15 protein-coding genes are annotated in these 19,459 nt (G+C 65.9%); 12 read left to right on the forward strand and 3 right to left on the reverse strand.

Annotated elements, in window-relative coordinates; all coding sequences use genetic code 11:
* The first annotated feature begins 79 nt into the window (after window positions 1-79).
* The 8 genes from OKW43_RS10740 (at window position 80) to OKW43_RS10775 (ending at window position 9,210) form a co-directional block, all read left to right on the forward strand.
* Window positions 80-1,162, forward strand: coding sequence for a ligase-associated DNA damage response exonuclease (locus tag OKW43_RS10740; RefSeq protein WP_187634230.1), 1,083 nt, complete (start codon window positions 80-82; stop codon window positions 1,160-1,162).
* Between the two features lie 10 nt (window positions 1,163-1,172).
* Complete coding sequence (locus OKW43_RS10745) at window positions 1,173-2,846, forward strand: ATP-dependent DNA ligase (protein WP_187634231.1); 1,674 nt, start codon at window positions 1,173-1,175, stop codon at window positions 2,844-2,846.
* Window positions 2,847-3,292: 446 nt separating this feature from the next.
* Window positions 3,293-3,754, forward strand: a complete 462-nt coding sequence (locus tag OKW43_RS10750; RefSeq protein WP_187634232.1) for a response regulator — start codon at window positions 3,293-3,295, stop codon at window positions 3,752-3,754.
* A gap of 272 nt (window positions 3,755-4,026) precedes the next feature.
* The gene (locus OKW43_RS10755) at window positions 4,027-4,893 is read left to right on the forward strand and encodes a glucose 1-dehydrogenase (RefSeq protein ID WP_187634233.1); all 867 of its coding nucleotides are present in this window, start codon (window positions 4,027-4,029) and stop codon (window positions 4,891-4,893) included.
* Between the two features lie 87 nt (window positions 4,894-4,980).
* A complete protein-coding gene (locus OKW43_RS10760; protein WP_187634234.1) occupies window positions 4,981-5,295 on the forward strand; it encodes a hypothetical protein in 315 nt (104 codons plus the stop codon).
* 92 nt (window positions 5,296-5,387) lie between these two features.
* Window positions 5,388-5,948, forward strand: a complete 561-nt coding sequence (locus OKW43_RS10765; protein ID WP_187634235.1) for a (2Fe-2S)-binding protein — start codon at window positions 5,388-5,390, stop codon at window positions 5,946-5,948.
* Window positions 5,945-6,952, forward strand: a complete 1,008-nt coding sequence (locus tag OKW43_RS10770; protein WP_429447104.1) for an FAD binding domain-containing protein — start codon at window positions 5,945-5,947, stop codon at window positions 6,950-6,952. The genes OKW43_RS10765 and OKW43_RS10770 overlap by 4 nt, the downstream gene beginning before the upstream one ends.
* Complete coding sequence (locus OKW43_RS10775) at window positions 6,949-9,210, forward strand: xanthine dehydrogenase family protein molybdopterin-binding subunit (RefSeq protein WP_429447106.1); 2,262 nt, start codon at window positions 6,949-6,951, stop codon at window positions 9,208-9,210. The genes OKW43_RS10770 and OKW43_RS10775 overlap by 4 nt, the downstream gene beginning before the upstream one ends.
* Window positions 9,211-9,228: 18 nt before the next feature.
* Here the strand turns inward: OKW43_RS10775 and OKW43_RS10780 are convergent, their stop codons facing one another.
* Window positions 9,229-9,651: a PRC-barrel domain-containing protein gene (locus OKW43_RS10780; RefSeq protein WP_429447108.1), complete on the reverse strand. Its 423-nt coding sequence runs from the start codon at window positions 9,649-9,651 to the stop codon at window positions 9,229-9,231.
* 263 nt (window positions 9,652-9,914) lie between these two features.
* Here OKW43_RS10780 and glgX point away from each other — a divergent pair, with 263 nt between their 5' ends.
* The 3 genes from glgX to OKW43_RS10795 all read left to right on the forward strand — a co-directional run bounded on the left by glgX (window position 9,915) and on the right by OKW43_RS10795 (window position 14,617).
* Entirely contained in the window at window positions 9,915-12,128 is a 2,214-nt protein-coding gene (glgX, locus tag OKW43_RS10785) for a glycogen debranching protein GlgX (RefSeq protein ID WP_187634238.1), read from the forward strand.
* A 141-nt stretch (window positions 12,129-12,269) separates the two neighbouring features.
* Complete coding sequence (locus OKW43_RS10790; protein WP_187634239.1) at window positions 12,270-12,446, forward strand: DUF2934 domain-containing protein; 177 nt, start codon at window positions 12,270-12,272, stop codon at window positions 12,444-12,446.
* Window positions 12,447-12,541: 95 nt separating this feature from the next.
* Window positions 12,542-14,617: an AI-2E family transporter gene (locus tag OKW43_RS10795; protein WP_429447111.1), complete on the forward strand. Its 2,076-nt coding sequence runs from the start codon at window positions 12,542-12,544 to the stop codon at window positions 14,615-14,617.
* A gap of 430 nt (window positions 14,618-15,047) precedes the next feature.
* Here OKW43_RS10795 and OKW43_RS10800 read toward each other — a convergent pair whose 3' ends face one another.
* Together OKW43_RS10800 and OKW43_RS10805 are read right to left on the reverse strand one after the other, a co-directional pair.
* A complete protein-coding gene (locus OKW43_RS10800; RefSeq protein WP_429447113.1) occupies window positions 15,048-15,239 on the reverse strand; it encodes a hypothetical protein in 192 nt (63 codons plus the stop codon).
* 63 nt (window positions 15,240-15,302) lie between these two features.
* Window positions 15,303-16,943 carry an FAD-dependent oxidoreductase gene (locus tag OKW43_RS10805; protein WP_429447115.1) on the reverse strand — a complete coding sequence of 547 codons (1,641 nt, stop codon included), beginning with the start codon at window positions 16,941-16,943 and terminating at the stop codon, window positions 15,303-15,305.
* Between the two features lie 269 nt (window positions 16,944-17,212).
* Here OKW43_RS10805 and OKW43_RS10810 point away from each other — a divergent pair, with 269 nt between their 5' ends.
* Window positions 17,213-19,372 (forward strand): ATP-binding protein, encoded by a 2,160-nt coding sequence (locus OKW43_RS10810; protein ID WP_429447117.1) that lies wholly within the window; start codon window positions 17,213-17,215, stop codon window positions 19,370-19,372.
* Window positions 19,373-19,459 lie beyond the last annotated feature (87 nt).

The following is a 19,459-nucleotide window of genomic DNA, read 5'->3' on the forward strand; positions in this document are numbered from 1 at the left end:
AAACGGGGCCATCAATGGCGCGGCATATAGTTTGCGTGGCCGCGTTCGGAAGATCGCATTCCATTCCCGAGGACAGCCAATGGATCAGCCGCTGCGTCAGACCAACACCGCGCCGCAAGCCGACGATCTGGTGGTCGCGCGACCGGAGGGACTGTATTGCCCGGCTGGCGATTTTTACATCGATCCGTGGCGGCCGGTCGAACGCGCGGTGATCACGCACGCGCATTCCGATCATGCGCGCTCCGGTCATCAGCGCTATCTGGCCACGCGCGCGGGCGCGACCGTGCTGCTATCGCGCCTGCCCGGCATCGCGCTGCACACGCTCGACTATGGCGAGCCGTTGACGATCGGCGCGGCGCGCGTGTCGCTGCATCCGGCCGGGCACGTGCTCGGCTCGGCACAGGTGCGCATCGAACACGCGGGCCGTGTGTGGGTCGCATCGGGCGACTACAAGCTCGAAGCCGATCCGACCTGCGCCGCGTTCGAACCGGTGCGCTGCGATACTTTCATCACCGAATCGACGTTCGGTCTGCCGATCTATCGCTGGGACGCGCCGCAAACCGTGTTCGATTCGATCGATTCATGGTGGCGTCGCAACGCCTCCGAAGGCCGCGCGTCGGTGCTGTTCTGCTATTCGTTCGGCAAGGCGCAACGCGTGCTCGCGAGCGTCGATGCGGCGATCGGGCCGATCTTCTGCCATGGCGCGGTCGAGCCGCTCAATCGCGCGTATCGCGACGCGGGCGTGCGTCTGCCGCCGCTCGGTCTCGTCAGCGAAATAGCCGCGAAACAGAAGGCGCTATTCAAACAGGCGCTGATCGTCGCGCCGCCGTCCGCGCAAAACAGCGCGTGGCTGAAGCGCTTCGGCGATTACAGCGATGCGTTCGCGTCGGGCTGGATGCGCCTGCGCGGCACGCGTCGCCGGCGCGGCGTCGATCGCGGCTTCGTGCTGTCCGATCACGCGGACTGGCCGGGTTTGCAAACGGCCATACGCGAGAGCGGCGCCACGCGCGTGATCGTCACGCATGGCTCGATCGAACCTATGGTGCGCTGGCTCAACGAACAGGGCCTGCAGGCCAGCGCATTCGACACGCAATACGGCGACGATACCGTCGAGGCCGATGCGGCGGGCGCCGACGAAGCGCCGGCGACGAGCCAATCGTGACGGGCATCGTATGAAACGCTTCGCGGCCCTCTACACCGCGCTCGATGCCACCACGTCGACGCACGACAAGCTCGCGGCACTGACCAGTTATTTCTCGGTGGCCGAGCCCGCGGACGCCGCATGGGCGTCGTACTTCCTCGCGGGCGGCAAGCCGCGGCAACTGGTGCCGACGCGATTGCTGACCGAACTCGCGCGCGAGCGCGCCGGCTTGCCCGAGTGGCTATTCGCGGAGTCGTATCACGCGGTGGGCGATCTGGCCGAGACCATCGCGCATATCCTGCCGCCCGCGCAGCGCAGCTCGGAGCTTGGCCTCACGCAATGGATCGAGCAGCGCATGCTGCCATTGCGCGGCCTGCCGCCCGACGAATTGCGCACACGTCTGCTCAGTTACTGGGACGAACTGGACTGGGGCGGCCGTTTCCTGCTGACCAAGCTGATCGGCGGCGGCTTTCGGGTCGGCGTCGCGCGGCAACTGGTGGTGCGCGCGCTGGCGGAAGTGGCCGGCGTCGATCACAAGCGGATCGCGCAACGGATGGTCGGCTGGACCGATTCGCGACAGAAGCCCGACGCGGCTCGTTATCTGCGTCTGATCGCGCCGCAGGCCGACGACGATACGCAAGCGCACGCGCTCGAATACGACAGCGACCTCGGCCTGCCGTATCCGTTCTTTCTCGCCCATCCATTGCAGAGCGATCCGGCGACACTTGGCGATCCGTCGCACTGGCTGATCGAATGGAAGTGGGACGGCATTCGCGCGCAACTCGTCAAACGCGGCGGCCGCGTATGGTTGTGGTCGCGCGGCGAGGATCTGATTACCGATCGATTCCCCGAAGTCGCGGCATTGGGCGAGTCCTTACCCGAGGGCTACGTGATCGATGGCGAGATTCTCGCGTGGGAGCCCGGCGCGGCCGCGCCGTTGCCGTTCGCGCGGCTGCAACCGCGCATCGCGCGCAAGACGCTGACGCGCAAGATACTCGCGGATTCGCCGGCCGCGCTGCTCGCGTACGACCTGCTCGAAGCGAACGGACAGGACCTGCGCATGAGCCCGCTCGCTGAACGGCGCGAACAGCTCGATGCGCTGGCCACCTCCGTCGATAGCACGCTCGCGGGTGGTCTGCTGCGCGTATCGCCGCTCGTCCCTGGTGCGGACTGGAGCGCGCTCGCGGCATTGCGCGACCAGAGCCGTGCGCGCGGCGTCGAAGGATTGATGCTGAAGGAGCGCGGGTCGATGTATGGCGTGGGCCGCACCAAGGCATCGGGTACGTGGTGGAAATGGAAGATCGAGCCGTATGCGGTAGATGCCGTACTTGTATACGCGCAGCGCGGTCATGGCCGTCGCGCGAGTCTTTACACCGACTACACGTTCGCCGTGTGGGACGAAGCCGACGGCGTGCGCACGCTGGTGCCGTTCGCGAAGGCCTATTCAGGGCTCACCGACGAAGAGATGCGTCGGGTCGATGCGATCGTGCGCAAGACCACCGTCGATAAATTTGGCCCCGTGCGCAGCGTGACGCCGACCCTCGTGTTCGAGATCGGTTTCGAAGGAATACAGGCCAGCTCGCGCCACAAGTCTGGCGTGGCCGTGCGCTTTCCGCGCATGCTGCGCTGGCGTACGGACAAACATATCGACGATGCCGATACGCTCGCGATGCTGAAGGGCTTCATCGATGATCGTGCGGGATAACCCGCAGAGCACAAACCCCTAACATGTCGCGCATTTTTTATCGGGCTTCGTCGCTTATCCTTTGGGTATGACCGCGTGATCGATCCGCGCCATCAAGAGCGCTAGCGGCATGCATTGCGTCATCCCCTCAATCCGTCGAAATACCAATACCGTGCGACGCCCCTGAGCGAGGCGGCTGCACGAAGACAGAGCGCCAACCGATGTTGCGCAAAGCGCGCATCGCAAGCGCCGTCATTCAAACGCCGCGTTCAATGGGCACGCTGAGCCCGCGCATTCCAGCTCGTTGCAACGCTGGAATGCGCGACGAAGCGCGTTGGCCGCGGCATTGCGCGGACGAAGCGGGAATCGCGAAAAACGGGCCGTAGTCTGGCCGACGCAATGGGATCGAATCTTGCGCGCGTGGCGCGAGATGCCCTTCAGGGCGAATGGAAAAAGGGCGACAAATAATGACTGTGTTCAACGACAGCGTGGACAGCAGCGACGACGTGCTCGTGTGGCGGCCGATTCGCTACGCGATGGCGGCGCATCGTCGCGTGCTGGTGGTCGACGATTACCGGGAAGCAGCCGAGGCGCTGCAAATGCTCCTGATGGCCGATGGCTTCGAATGCCGTGCGCTCGACGATCCGTTTGCCGTGTGCGAGACCGCGCGCGAATGGCAGCCGTTCGCGGTGGTGCTGGACATCAAGATGCCGGGACTCGACGGGCTCGAACTCGCGCGCCGTCTGCGCGCGCATCCTCAGACTTCCCACATGTTGCTGGTTGCATGTACCGCGTTTGCGTCGCGTGAAGATCGCGCGCTCGCGAAGGCCGCCGGCTTCGATGCGCATTGTGCGAAACCGTTGACGCCCGAGCGTCTGTTGCGCGTGCTCGAATCGGCGGCGGCGTTGCATGCGGCGGGGCCGTCATGACAAAAGGCGGACGCTGCCGCGCGACCATCTGAATCACGCTGTTAGCGAAAACTGACTGACAGTGCAGTCATTTCTGCACGGTCGTCGCCAGAAAATCGCACTCGGCGCTGTGCGAATTCTGTTTTGTCATCTACCTGACATCTGTCCGCCTCGGTTCTGTGCGTCGCAGTTCGCCGCGCTCGCGCACGCAGGCCCACTCGTTGCTGAAGGACCGAATGACGCGGCGCGTTCGTGCGCGCCGCCCATGGTCATTCGCAACGAGGGGATCCGTCATGAGCGACACACAACGTCCGGCACCGCCGTTTCCAAAACAGCAGCAGAATCAGACGCCCGGCCGCACCGCCGACATGAAACCGCAACCGGATCACGGCGAGAAAACCTATCAAGGATCGGGGCGTCTCGCGGGCAAGGCGGCGATCGTGACGGGCGGCGACAGCGGCATTGGCCGCGCGGTGGCGATCGCGTTCGCGCGCGAAGGCGCCGATGTGCTGATCGCCTATCTCGACGAACACGACGATGCGCGCGAGACCGCACGCTGGGTCGAGGACGCGGGCCGCAAGGCGGTGCTGGTCGGCGGCGATATCCGCGATCCCCAGCATTGCGAAGCGATCGTCGACAAGGCGATCGAGGCATTCGGCCGGCTCGACGTGGTAGTCAACAACGCCGCGTATCAGATGAGCTATCCGTCGCTCGACGCGATCAGCGACGAAGAATGGGACAAGACCTTCGATACCAACATCGGCGCGATGTTCAGGATCACACGCGCGGCGGTGCGCCACATGAAGCCAGGCGGCGCGATCGTCAATACGTCGTCGATCAATGCCGATCATCCGAATCCAGGCCTGATCGCGTACGCGACCACCAAGGGAGCGATCCAGAACTTCACAGGCGGCCTCGCGCAATTGCTCGCGGAAAAAGGTATTCGCGCGAACTGCGTGGCGCCGGGACCGATCTGGACCCCGCTGATTCCATCGACGATGCCGCCCGACAAGGTCGAGCAGTTTGGCAAGCAGGTGCCGATGAAGCGCCCCGGCCAACCCGCGGAGCTCGCGGCCGCGTATGTGATGCTCGCGTCGGATCAGGCGAGCTACATTTCGGGCGCGACGATTGCCGTGACGGGCGGCGCGCCGATCATTTAGCTCGTCGAACTGAAGGCGGCGTGGCCGCCAGCGATCGCGCACGAGGTTCGCGCAGTGGGTTTTGATAACGTCATCAGGGAGAGTGTCATGAAGATCGATCTATCCGTCAAACTGGGCGCCGCGCTCGTTTCGGGCTGCCTCGCGCTAGGCTTTGCGCAGGCGAGCTTCGCGCAGACCGGCTCCAATCCGTCGATGCAAAAGAGCAAGCCCGGCGCGCAACCCGGCGCCGGCCTGGAAGAATCGCGCACGCCGGATACGAGCAGCGCGAACGATGCGAACGGCAATGTCGGTGAGTCGGGGGGCGCCACCAATGGTGTCGCCGGCAGCGGGAATGGCAAAACCACTAACAAGCGCTTCAAAGGCGCGACGCCTCCGCGCGCGGGGAGTGGGGCGGGGCAATAAGCGATCCGTCGAGCGCGTCGGCGTGCGTTGCGTTGAGCTGCGTTGAGTTTCTTCGCGTCGCGTTACGCGACCCTTTGTGAGGAGAAAATCCGATGGCTACTCCCGAAGCTGAAGCCGCGCGGGCCGACGCGCCCGTGTCGCATGCATTGACGTTCGAGATCAACGGCGAGACGCGGTGCTTCGACGTCGAGGCGTGGACCTCGCTGCTCGATCTGTTGCGCGAGCACGCGCGTCTGAGCGGCACCAAGAAGGGCTGCGATCATGGCCAATGCGGCGCATGCACGGCGATCGTCAATGGTCAGCGGATCAATACCTGCCTCGCGCTCGCGGTCGTGTACGACGGCGCATCGATCACGACGATCGAAGGTCTCGCGAGCGGCGACACGCTGCATCCGTTGCAGCAGGCGTTCATCGATCACGACGCGTTTCAGTGCGGCTACTGTACGCCGGGCCAAATCTGCTCGGCGCACGCGATGCTCGAAGAAGGGCACGTGCGCTGCGCCGCCGACGTGCGCGAGCAGATGAGCGGCAATCTGTGCCGCTGCGGCGCGTACACGAACATCGTCGCGGCGATTCTCGATGCGGCGCATCTGGCCGACGCGGATGACACGCAAGCCGTCCCGCTCGCGAATCAACCCGGAGCGCGGCCATGAACCGCTTCTCGTACATGCGCGCCGATGCGGTGCAGGACGCGCTCGAACGGCATCGGTCGGACAAGCGCGCGGCGTTCATCGCGGGCGGCACGAATCTGGTCGACCTGTTGCGCGAAGATGTTGCGCGGCCCGCTTTGCTGGTCGACATCAACCGTTTGCCGCTCAGGCAGATCGAGGCGTCGGAGCAAGGTGGCCTGAAGATCGGTGCGCTCGTCACCAACAGCGCGCTCGCGTATGACGATACCGTCGCGACACGCTATCCGCTGCTCGCGAAAGCGATCCTCGCGGGCGCGTCGCCGCAGATTCGCAACGTCGCCACGGTCGGCGGCAATCTGCTGCAACGCACGCGCTGCTACTACTTCTACGACGTGGGCACGCCTTGCAACAAGCGCGAACCCGGCAGCGGCTGTCCAGCGCTGCACGGCGTGAACCGCATTCACGCGATCCTCGGTGCAAGCGAGCACTGCATCGCCGTGCATCCGTCCGATATGTGCGTCGCGCTGGCGGCGCTTGGCGCCACCGTGCATCTGATCGGCAGCGACGGCGCACGCACGCTGCCGTTCGCGGAGTTTCACCGGCTGCCTGGCGACACGCCGCATATCGATACCAATCTGCGCGACGACGAGCTCGTAAGCGCGATCGAACTGCCGCCGCAAGGCTTTGCCGCGCATCACGCGTATGTGAAAGTGCGCGACCGCGCATCATATGCGTTCGCGCTGGTGTCGGCCGCGGTCGGTGTCGAGCTGGACGACGATTCTCGAATCGTCGACGCGCGTTGCGCGCTCGGCGGCGTCGCGCATAAGCCGTGGCGCGATCCCGCCGCCGAAGCCGCACTGCGCGGCGAGACGCTGAACGCGCGAAGCGTGCGCGATTTTGCGGCGGCGCTGCTGCGCGATGCGCACGGTCGGCACGACAACGCGTTCAAGATCGAACTCGCGGCGCGCGTGATCGTGCGCGCCTTCGGCGAGGCCACGCAACATTCGTTCGAGGAGGCCGCGCGATGAACCGTGCCCGAACCTTGCCATCGACCGGCAGCATCAAGCCTGCGACCGGCGCGCCGCATTCGCGCGTCGATGGGCCCGCCAAAGTGACGGGCGCCGCGCAATATGCGGCCGAATTCTTCGCCGAGGGGCTCGTGTATGGCGTCGTCGTGTCGAGCACGATCGCCAGCGGCAACATCGTATCGATCGATACGTCGGCCGCCGAGGCGTTGCCCGGCGTGCTGCTCGTGCTCACGCATCGCAAGCGCGCGGCGTTGCCGTCGGACGTCGACGCGTTCAGGGACTTGATCGCGCCCGGCGGCACGCCGTTGAGGCCGCTGTGGGACGAGCGCGTGTGGTACAGCGGGCAGCCAGTCGCGCTGGTGGTCGCGCGCTCGCTCGAACTCGCGCGCTACGCGGCGTCGCTGGTGCGGGTGCGCTACGAGGCTACTTCACATCAGACCGATCTCGAAGCCGCGTTGATGAGCGCCGTGCCGCCGTCGACCGAAAAGGGCGGCTTCGATCCGCCGCCACCCGCGCGCGGCGACCCACGCAAGTCCCTGGCCGATGCGAAGGTGCGTGTGGACGCGTTCTACACGACGCCCGTGGAATATCACAATCCGATGGAAATGCACGGCTGCACCGTAGTGCCGGACGCGCAAGGACGCTTGACCGTCTATGAGAAGACTCAGGGCGTCGTCAATACGAAAGGCTATCTGACACGCGTGTTCGGTCTGCAAGATGACCAGGTGCAGGTGGTGTCGCCGTTCGTCGGCGGCGCGTTCGGCTCCGGCTTGCGGCCGCAATATCATCTGGCGCTCGCGGTGATGGCCGCGCGTGAACTCGGTAAACCGGTGCGCGTCACGCTGACCCGGCAGCAGATGTTCACGTTCGCGCATCGTCCGCAAACGGTGCAGCGCGTCGCGCTCGGCGCGTCGGCGGATGGCCGCCTGCAGGCGGTAATCCACGAGGCGGTGTCGGAAACCTCGCGCTACGAGGATTTCTGCGACGTGGTGGTCAACTGGGCGGGACAGCTATATCGATGCGAGAACGTATCGATGGGCTACAAGGTGGCGAAGCTCGACGTGCCGACACCAGCCGACATGCGCGCGCCCGGCGCGACACAAGGGCTGTTTGCGCTCGAAGTCGCGATGGACGAACTCGCCCAGGCGTTGCGGATGGACCCGCTCGAATTGCGGCTCGTCAACTATGCGGAGCGCGACGCGAACAAGGACCTGCCGTATTCGAGCAAGGCGCTGCGCGACTGCTATCGCGAGGGCGCGGCCCGCTTCGGCTGGGCCGGGCGGCCGCTCGAAGCCCGCGCACGCCGCGAAGGCAACGAGTTGATCGGCTGGGGCATGGCGACCGGCGTGTGGGACGCGATGCAGAACGAAGCGGCCGCACGCGCGGTGTTGACGCGCGATGGCCGCGTCGAGGTGTCGAGCTCGACCGCCGACATCGGCACCGGCACCTACACCGCGATGACGCAGATCGCCGCCGACGCGCTCGGCATGCCGCTCGCCGACATCTGCTTCGAACTCGGCGATACGCGGCTGCCGAAGGCGCCGATCGAGGGCGGGTCGTGGACGGTGTCGTCGGTGGGCAGCGCAGTCGATGCCGCCTGCACGCGCCTGCACAATCGTCTGGTCGAACTGGCGCGCGAACATGGCGGCGCGCGCTTTGCGTCGGTCGCGCGCGAAGACGTGCGGCGCGAGCGCGACCGGCTCGTGTGCGGTCCGCACGCGGACGACTCGATCGAGATTGCGACGCTGTTCGAGCGCGCCGGTCTCGACGAACTCGAAGAGCAGGCGAGCGTGAAGCCGCACGAAAAGCAGCAGGCGTATTCGATGGGCACGCATTCGGCGGTGTTTGCCGAGGTGCGCGTCGACGAAGCGCTCGGCACCGTACGCGTGACGCGCGTGGTCAGCGCGGTCGCGGCGGGGCGCATCGTCAATCCGAAGACCGCGGGCAATCAGGTCGCGGGCGGCGTGGTGTGGGGCATCAGCATGGCGCTGCACGAGCACGGCCAGTTCGATCACGCGCTCGGGCGGCAGATGAATCACAACCTGGCCGAATATCACCTGCCCGTGAACGCCGACATTCATGCGATCGACGTGCTGTTCGTCGACGAGCGCGACGACATCGTCAATCCGCTCGGCGTCAAAGGCGTCGGCGAAATCGGCGTGGTGGGCGTAGCGGCAGCCGTGTGCAACGCGATCTGGCATGCGACCGGCAAACGCATCCGCGATTTGCCGATCACACCGGACAAACTGCTGGGCTGAACGCAGCTGCTGCGCCGCTCAATCCGCGTATTTGAACTCCGGCAGCGCCTCGAGCGATTTCTTCGTCGCCTCGGGCAGCACGATGCGCCGGTTGTCGATCTGCAGATCGTTGAACGGCACGGCGACGAGATGCTTGCCCATACCGAGAAAACCGCCGACCGACAGGATCGCGTACGTGGTGCGCTCGGTGCCCGGCGAGACGATCAGATCGTCGAGCGTGCCGATGTCGTCCTTGTTGCGGTTATACACGTCCGCCCCCGACAACTTCGACGCGCGATAGCCGCTCGCGAGCTGCACGACGTCCGTGCGTTTTTCGGTGATCGCCTGGGGCGCGCCCTGCGCGAACGCGCTGCCGCACGTGGCAATGGCGGAACTCAGCGTGATGGCGGCGAGAAGCGATGCGGAAGCGGCCAGCGGGTTGATCTGTAGGTTGCGCATCATTTGGGTTCTCCCTGTTTGCTGTCGTGGCTTGCGGCGGCGCGCAACGCGTGCGTGCGTTAGCCACTGTGCTGCAAATCGCGTGCCGCGGCGTTAATCTGAAGGCGCACCCGGCCGGGCCCGTAAGTTGCTCATCAAGCCCGCTTGCTGCGTTGCGCGTACACTGGATCACGCGCTGCACGCTGCGAGAAGACGTGAAAAGGCAGTTGAAAAAAGCACCTCACGACCCGGAACTACCCACACCTTTGCGTCCACAGAGAACGCTTATGTCATCCCCAGCCAGCTATTCGACGCGCATTTCCGAAGGCACGCCGTTTCCGCTCGGCGCGACATGGAACGGCAGCGGCGTCAACTTCGCGCTGTTCTCCGCGCACGCGACTAAAGTCGAACTGTGTCTGTTCGATGAAACCGGCGAGCACGAACTTGAACGGATCGAGTTACCCGAATACACCGACGAGGTATGGCATGTGTTCGTACCGAATCTGAAACCGGGTGCCGTGTATGGATACCGCGTGCATGGACCTTACGAACCCGAGAACGGGCATCGCTTCAATCCGAACAAGCTGCTGCTCGATCCGTATGCGAAGGCGCACATCGGCGAGCTGATATGGGCGCCGGAAATTTTCGGCTATACGCTCGATTCGGAAGAGGCCGACCTGTCATTCGATGAACGCGACAGTGCGTCTTTCGTGCCGAAGTGCAAGGTAGTCGATGCGAATTTTTCGTGGAGCCATCCGGAGCGCAACGCGCTGCCGTGGGAACGCGTGATTCTCTACGAGACACACGTGCGCGGCTACACGAAACGTCATCCGCAGGTGCCCGAGCGTTTGCGCGGTACCTTCGCGGGTCTGGCGCAGCAGCCGGTGCTCGACCACATCCGCAGCCTTGGCGTGACCTCGGTCGAACTGATGCCGATCCAGACCTTCGTCAACGACAGCCATCTGCTCGACAAGGGCCTGACGAACTACTGGGGCTACAACACGATCGGCTTTTTCGCGGCCGATCCGCGTTTCTTCGCGTCGTCGACCGAATCGGTCGGCGAGTTCAAGGAGATGGTCGACCGCTTTCATCAGGCCGACCTCGAAGTGATACTCGACGTCGTGTACAACCACACCGCCGAAGGCAACGAACGCGGGCCGACGATCTCGTTCAAGGGCATCGACAACGCGTCGTACTACCGGCTGATGCCCGACGAGCCGCGCTACTACATCAACGACACCGGCACCGGCAATACGCTGAACCTGTCACATCCGCGTGTGCTGCAGATGGTGACCGACAGCCTGCGCTACTGGGTCACCGAGATGAAAGTGGACGGCTTCCGCTTCGATCTCGCAACGATCCTCGGCCGCGAAGATCACGGCTTCGACGAGGGCGGCGGCTTTCTCGACAGCTGCCGCCAGGACCCGGTGCTCTCCAGCATCCGGCTGATCGCCGAGCCGTGGGATTGCGGCCCCGGCGGCTATCAGGTGGGCGGGTTTCCGCCGGGCTGGGCCGAATGGAACGATCGCTTCCGCGACACCGCGCGCGCTTACTGGAAGGGCGACGAAGGCACGGCCGCCGATCTCGCGACGCGCGTCACCGCGTCGGGCGACAAGTTCAACCATCGCGGCCGGCGGCCGTGGGCGAGCGTGAACTTCATCGCCGCGCACGACGGCTTCACGCTGAACGATCTGGTCTCGTACAACGACAAGCACAACGACGCAAACGGCGAGGACAACCGCGACGGTCACTCGGACAACAGGTCGTGGAACATGGGTGTCGAAGGACCGACCGATGACGCCGACATCCGCCAGCAACGCGAGCGCCAGAAGCGCAATCTGCTGGCGACGCTGCTGCTGTCGCAAGGCACGCCGATGATCCTCGCCGGCGACGAATTCGGCCGCACGCAGCAGGGCAACAACAACGCGTATTGCCAGGACAACGAGATCAGTTGGGTCGATTGGGATGCGATCGACGACGACGGCCGCGCGCTGAGCGAGTTCGTGCGCAATCTGACTACGCTGCGCCACCGCTTGCCGGTGCTGCGGCGCGGCCGCTTTCTGACCGGCGAACACAACGACACGCTCGACGTGACCGACACGCGCTGGCTATCGCCGGACGGCACCGACATCACCGACGAGCAGTGGGCCGATCCGGCGATGCGCTGCTTCGGCCTCGTGATCGACGGCCGCGCGCAGGCGAGCGGCATTCGCCGTCTCGCGTCCGACGCGACGTTGCTGCTGGTGCTGAACGCGTATCACGATGTCGTCAACTTCACGCTGCCCGACATTCCCGAGGGTGGGCTCTGGACCTGCCTCGTCGACACCAACATGCCGGTTCGCGCCGAGCTGCCGCAATTCAGCGCGGGCGATGCCTTTCAGGTGACCGGCCGCTCGCTGCTGCTGTTCGCGCTCGAAGCGCCGAGCCGCGCAACGCAGCGCGTGTTCGATCGGCTCGAAGAGCAACTGACTTCCGACGAAGGCGACGTTTCGCCAGGCTAGTGAGCGATGCCTATTCCGTTGCAGTAGCGGGCCGCAACCCAGGTACAACGTTTGCTCCCTCTGTGGGTGACGACACGCGCGCGTCTCCGATCTTCGTCACGGCAGGCGCGCGCACCCAAACAGCCAGGCCGGGGTGAACAAATGGACCAGGAACCGAGCATCGACGAGATGATCCGCATGCGCGCCTACTATCTTTGGGAGCAGGCGGCCGAGCCGAAGGGCACGCCCGAGCAATACTGGGAACAGGCGCGCAGTGAGATCGAGAAGGAGGCACCACCGGTCGAGAGCGGGCCGGTGCCGGGCGATACTTTGAAATAGACATTACTCGATAGTACTGAGTGATCAGACTCTGAGCCGGCGCATCGCGCGCGGCTCGGAGACGGTATTCCCATGCCCGAGTTTCGCTCCACAAGATGAACGACGCACCCGAGTCGCGCGGCACGAGACCCGCCGCACGCATTCCCGCGGCATCCGCCGCAATCGGTATCGAGGGCCTCGTCACGTTCGGCGTCGCCGTGATCGCGGTCGCCTGTCTGTACTTCGCGAGCGCCGTGATGATTCCGATCACGCTCGCGATCCTGTTGAGCTTTCTCGTTGCGCCGCTCGCCGATGCACTGTCCCGGCTCAGGCTCGGCCACGTCGCGTCGGTGTGCGCGGCGGTTCTGATCTCGGTGTCGATCATCGCGCTGCTGTGCGCGGTGATCGCCACCCAGCTGACCGATCTCGCGGCCGGCATGCCGCGCTATCAGGCGACCATCGCACACAAGCTCGACACCGTGCACAGCCTGACGATCGGCAAGTTGAACCGTTTCGCGAGCGAGGCGGGACAGGCGTTGCAGCGCGCGACGATCGAGCCGCCGCAACCGCAAGCGCCGAACGGCGCGGCGGCCGCGGCGAGCCCGCATGCATCGGCGGCGGTGCCGGTGGAAGTGCGCGAGCCGGTGCCGACGCCGTTCGAGCTCGCGCGACGCGTGCTGTCGCCGGCCATCAGTCCGTTGGCAACCGCGTTCATCGTATTCGTGGTCACGATCGTGATCCTGCTGCAACGCGACGACCTGCGCGATCGCGCGATCCGGCTGTTCGGCTCGCGCGACCTGCACCGCACGACCACGGTGATGGACGAGACCGCGCGCCGCCTGAGCCGTTACTTCGTGTCGCAGCTAGGCGTGAACACCGGAGTCGGCGTCGTGATCGGCGCGGGGCTCTTTCTGATCGGCGTGCCGAGCCCGATCCTGTGGGGCATTCTCGCGGCGCTGCTGCGGCTCGTGCCCTACGTCGGCATCTGGATCGCGGCGATGCTGCCCACCGCGCTCGCCGCCGCGGTGAGTCCCGGCTGGACGATGGCGATCTGGTCGCTAGTGTTGTTCGTGGTCGCCGAGCTGACGGTGGGGCAGGTGATCGAGCCGCTGTTGTACGGGCGCAGCACGGGCCTGTCGCCGTTTTCGGTGGTGGTCGCAGCGATCTTCTGGAGCTGGATCTGGGGGCCGATCGGCCTGATCCTGTCGACGCCGTTGACGCTGTGTCTGCTGGTACTCGGCCGGCATGTGCGGCGTCTGGAGTTTCTCGACGTGCTGCTCGGCGATCAGCCCGCGCTGACGCCGGTCGAAAACTTCTATCAACGCGCGCTCGCGGGCGATCCGGACGAAGCGATCGAGCAGGCCGAAGTGCTGCTGCGAGACCGCTCGCTATCGGCTTACTACGACGAAGTCGCGATCAAGGCCTTGCGGCTCGCGGCCAACGACGTGACGAGCGGCAGCGTGACGAGCGCGCAGCTCGCGCGTATCGAGTCGACGACCAACGACCTGGTCGACGGCCTCGACGGTTATGAGGATCGCGTGCCCACGCCGCTCGGGCCGCTCGGGCCGCAGGCGAACTGGGGCGCGGTAGGGCCGATGGCGCCGCCCGACGAAACGCAGGCCGCGCGGGTGATGCCACAATCGGTCGACGCCGCGAATAGCAGCATGAGCACCACTACGGTCGCGCCGGAACCGACCCACGGCCGGGAACCGGCGGCGATCAGCGAACCGTCCGTCGCGGCGCCCGTGTTCGCCTGGCATGCGCCGACGAGCCGCGTGTTGTGCCTGCCGGGCCGTGGCCCGCTCGATGCGCTCGCGACGGTCATCCTGCTGCAGTTGCTCGCCAAGCGCGGCTTTGCGGCGCGCTCATTGCCGCACGAGGCGGTGTCGCGCGCGTCGATCGACAGCCTCGAGGCGGACGACGTCGGCATCGTCTGCATTCTGTATCTGCAGATCGACGGCGTTCCGTCGCATCTGCGCAATCTGGTGCGGCGCATTCGCGCGCGCTTGCCGAAGGTGTCGGTCGTGGTCGGCCTTTGGACGCCCGAGGATATGCGGCAATGGAGCGCCGATCAGCAAGACTCGCTGGAAGCCGAGTGCTCTGTGACGTCGTTGCAGCAGATGCTGGCCGCGTGCCGCCGCATCGATGCGACGCGAACGGTGATTGCGGAGCCGCAGTTCGAGCATGGCTGAAGCCGCGCGGCATCGCGGCCTGTGATCCGCCACTGCCTGGCGGCCTCGCCACGCCGGTTGCGCGCGCCGCATCGGCATCGCTCTGCCAGCCGCCTGACTTCGTTGCGAGTCGCGAACCACCAGACGAAGCCGACGAGACCAATCAGGATCACGACCGCGCCGAAGATGATCAGCGGCTTCTTGCAGGGCTTCTTGTCCTTCTTGCCGCCGTTGCCGTCGCCGCGATCATCGCGGTGCGACGCATCGCGCCCCGATGCTTCCTGCCCGGTGCTGGCCGAGCCGGTCTCGTCTGACATGATCAGTCGTTCCGTCGTTCCAGTGGGTCGAGAATGGCTGAGCGCAACAGCTGCCATCCGCGGCCGCCCGCGATCACCGCGAGGGCCCGGGCGCTCGGAAGGCGCGTGGCAGCGCGAACCGCGCTGCCACGCGTCTATTGACCGGCGGGTTTGTCGTGCCCGGCCTTTGCCTTGTCCTGCTCCGGCTCGATCCTGGTGGTGCCGCCCGTCGAAGGCGGGTCGCTAGCCGGGAAGCTGTCTTCGATCTGCGTGTCGATCTGCTTTTCGCTCTTTTCGCTCTTTTCCGAGTGCGGATGCTGCGGATGCTTTTTCTTGTGTGTCGTCATGTTGGCTCCTTCCTTCAGGTTGAACGGCAAGACATCGGATCGCGCTGATCCACGTACGCATCGTCACGACGTGGTCGGTTCCGGCGCGCCGCGCGTCGTTGCATCGGGCGCCGCCGCGCCGATGATGGCGAGCGCCTCGGCGCGCGACAGCCCGCCGCGCATCGCGTCGGAGAGCCGCGCGGTCAGCGCTTCGCGCTCGCAGGCAAGTAACGCGTCGACGTTGCCGTCGCGCACGTACAGCGCGATGAACTGGTGATGATCGAAGTCGCCATCGACGACGATCTCGTCCCACTCGCTCGCATGGCCGAGGTATTCGAAGTTCTTGCCGTAGTGATAGGTCCAGAAGAACGGCACGTCCAAATAGCGATTGCGCGCGCCGCACATGTTCTGCGCGGCAATGCGCGCATGCTGCTGCGCGACGCGCCAGTGTTCGATACGCACCGGCTCCTGGTTCTCGCGCAGCGAGAACACGGCGATATCGCCGGCCGCATACAGACCGCACGCGGCGTGCATGCCGGCATTGACGATCACGCCGCCGTCCTGCTGCAACGGCAGACCTTCGACAAACGCGGTAGCCGGCGCAACCCCCGTGCCCAGCAACACGACATCGGCGGGGATGGCCTCGCCGCCGTCGAGCATCACCGCATGCACGTTGCCTTCGTCGCCCTCGAGCGATGCGACCTTGGCGTCGAGATAAAACTTCACGCCGTTGCTTTCGTGCAGCGCGCGAAACATCTGGCCCGCGCGCTCGCCGAACTGCTTCACGAACGGCACCGTGTCTCGCGAGATCACGGTGACGGGCACGCCATGCTTGCGCAACGCGGACGCGACTTCGAGGCCAATGAAGCTGCTGCCGAGAATCGCGACGCGGGTTTGCGCGGCGTCGTCGCCGAGCGCGTCGATCAACGCGGCGGCATCGTCGAGGTGCCGCAGCACGTGCACGCCGCCGAGCTCGCAGCCGGGAATGTCGGGCACTGTCGGCACGCTGCCGGTCGCGAGCAGCGCGGTGTCGTAGGTCAGCGGCTCGATGCTTTGCTGGCTGCCAGCCGCGCCGGCCTCGAAATGGATCGTGCGCGCGGGCACGTCGAGCCGCGCGACCTTCGCGACGATCCGCTCGATGCCGTGCATAGTCAGCCAGTCGGGCGGCAGCAGCGGCGGCACGTCGGCGGGCGCCATTTCGAACGACGGTACGAACTTGCTCAGCGAGGTGCGGTCGTAGGGCGCGTGCGCTTCGTCGCCGATCAGCGTGATGCGGCCGTCGAAGCCGAACTCGCGTAACGCGGCACAGGCGGCGGCGCCGGCCGCGCCCGCGCCGATCACCACGTAGTGTTTTGCCGGTGCGGCGGCAGCGTCCGGTGGCGTGTGCGGCGCCGGCTCCGGACGCGCGATTTTTTCCGCCGACACGAGCACGTCCTCGCCATCGAGCGTGACCGGGTAGCGATCGAGCGGCAGCAGCGCGGGCGGCTCCAGCACGTCGCCGGTCGCGACGTCGAACGTGCCCTTGTGCCACGGACAGATGATGCGGCCGTTGCACAGCGCGCCCTCTTCGAGCGGGCCCCCGGCATGCGGGCAATCAGGTGAATACGCGCGCACGGTGTCGCCATCGCGCACCAGCAGGATCGGCGTGTCGTCCACGGTTACGCGCACGGCACGATCCTCCGGCAATTCCGATAGCTGCGCGACGCGGCGGGCAGACATGGACATGGTGAGGCCTCGCGAAAGGAAGGGCTCGTGTAGCGCACGCGAAGGAAGGCATCGCGAGCGGTGGCGGAAGTGGGATTGCCATCGAGCAGCGATAAGAGACAGCAATCGCTGTGCCTGCAAGCGTCGGCGATGTGATGGTGGCAACCCACTTTGGAAGATAGGCCGAGTTGGGGTAAATTCCGAGACAGGGGAATTAGCGCGCGAACAGCGACGTGCGTAGCGGCGTGCGAATTCGCAGGCAATGCCTTCCCTGACCGTATGCAAATTTGATGGAGCAGGTGACCGTGCAGCGTGCAGAACGTGCCGCAGTCGATGTGCCGATGCCGTCGCGCAACTTCGCGGCGACGCGGCGCGTGCTGCTGATCGTGCTGGCCGTGTCGATGGTGTTTCCGTTGGCCTGCCTCGTGGGTTACGGCTACTTCGACTACCAGCGCCGAATCTCCGATGCGAACGATATGATCGACCGCCTCGCGCGCGTGGCCGAGGAGCAGGCCGTCAAGGTGCTGGATCTGAACCGGCAGATGGCCTCGCGCGTGATCGAGCTGCTCGGCGATTCCGACGATGCGCAGATCCGCGCGCGCGAGCGTGAATTGCACGAGCGTCTGCAGACCATCGGCGGCGATTTTCCGCAGGTGGCATCGATCTCGCTGCTCGGCGTGAACGGCGAGCTGCTCGCGTCGAGCTTCGCGTATCCGGCGCCGGCGATGACGATCGCCCAGCGCGACGACTTTCTGAGCGCGAAGGCGATGCGGCCGCAGCCGTATTACTCGCTGCCGATGTTCGCCAGGCTGTTGAAGATCGACGTGTTCACGACCGCGATCGGCCGCTCCGATGCCGACGGGCGGTTTCTTGGCGTGGTCACGGTGGAGCTGCGCAACGAATATTTTTCGCACTTCTATCGCGAGCTGACTAACGGCGATCCGTCGCTCGCGCTCGCGCTATACCGGCAGGACGGCAATCTGCTGGTGCGCTATCCGTCGTGGCCGGCCGGCGCGCGGCCGTCGATTCACAGCGCGTTCATGTCCGCGTTGCGCGACAAACAGCTATCTGGCCACGTGCGTCTGGATTCGACCGTCGACGGCGTCGAGCGGCTGCTCGCGTTTCGCCGCGTCGGCGACTATCCGTTGTATGTGATGAGCGCGTACGCGACTTCGTCGATCATGGCGGCGTGGCGCACGCACTTCCTGCTGATCGCGGCGCTGACGGCGCTGCCCTGCATCGGGATCTGGGCACTCGTGCTGTATTCGCTGCGTCAGCTCGAAGCGGAGCGGCGCGCGTGGGAGCGCTGGCAGGGCGAGGTCGCGATGCGGCTTTCGGCCGAGGCGTCGAGCCGGCAGCTGCAGCGCATGGGCGCGCTCGGCAATCTGGTCGCCAATGTCGCGCACGATTTCAACAACCTGCTGATGGTGGTGTCGGCGAACACCGAGCTTGCGCGGCTCAAGCATTACAACGATGTCGAGAAGGAAGTGCATGCGGTCGAGCGTGCCACCGCCACGGCCGAAGCGCTGACGCGGCGTCTGTTGAGCGTCGCGCGCAAGCAGCCGTTGAAGCAGGAGCCCGTCGAGCTCGCGCGCTGGCTGCCGGGCGCCGCGCCGCTGATCGACGCGGCGCTCGGCGACACGATCGAGCTGGCGCTGCGCGTGCCGGAGAACCTGTGGCATGTGCTCGTCGATCCGACCGATCTCGAGTTCGCGATCGTGAACATCGCGATGAACGCGCGCGATGCGATGCCGCGCGGCGGGCACTTCGCGATCCGCTGCCAGAACAATCGGCTGGTCGGCAGCGACACGCTGCTGCCGGACGGCGAGTACGTGCTGATCGCCTGTTCCGACGACGGCGAAGGGATGCCAGAATCCGTCGTGCGACGCGCGTTCGAGCCGCTCTTCACGACCAAGCTGCGCGGCTCGGGCACCGGCCTCGGGCTCGCCCAGGTGCTGTCGATGTCCGAGCAGGCCGGCGGCACCGCGAAGATCGACAGCGTGCCGGGCAGCGGCACCACGGTGCGGATCCTGCTGCCGCGCTATCGTGAGCGCGACGCGCTGGCCGGCGCCGACGCGCGCGAGCCGCTGCCGATCGCGGCCGGGGCGGTGCTGCTCGTCGAGGACAACGAGGACGTCGCGGCCGGCGTGACCGCGGTGCTCGAAACCTTCGGTTGCGAGGTGCGTCACGAGCCGACCGCCGACCAGGCGTTCGACGTGCTGAGCGCCGGCGAGCGCTTCGAGCTGGTGCTGTCGGACATTCAGATGCCGGGCAAGCTGAACGGTATCGACCTGGCGGAGAAGATCCGCAGCGCGTGGCCGTCGCAGAAGATCGCGCTGATGACCGGTTACGCCGACGAGCTCGAGCGCGCGCGTCGGCTCGGCATCGCGATACTCGCGAAGCCGTTCAACATCGACGAACTGCATGCGTTGGTGGCGTGCGGCACCTGAAGCCGCCGCGCCGTTTCGCGCATCGCGTCCATCTGCTTTTCCTGTCGTGCTGTGCTGCGGCACAACACTTGCTGAAAACAACGCGAG

The organism is Paraburkholderia sp. WC7.3g, from assembly GCF_050436345.1.
Classification (GTDB): domain Bacteria; phylum Pseudomonadota; class Gammaproteobacteria; order Burkholderiales; family Burkholderiaceae; genus Paraburkholderia; species Paraburkholderia podalyriae.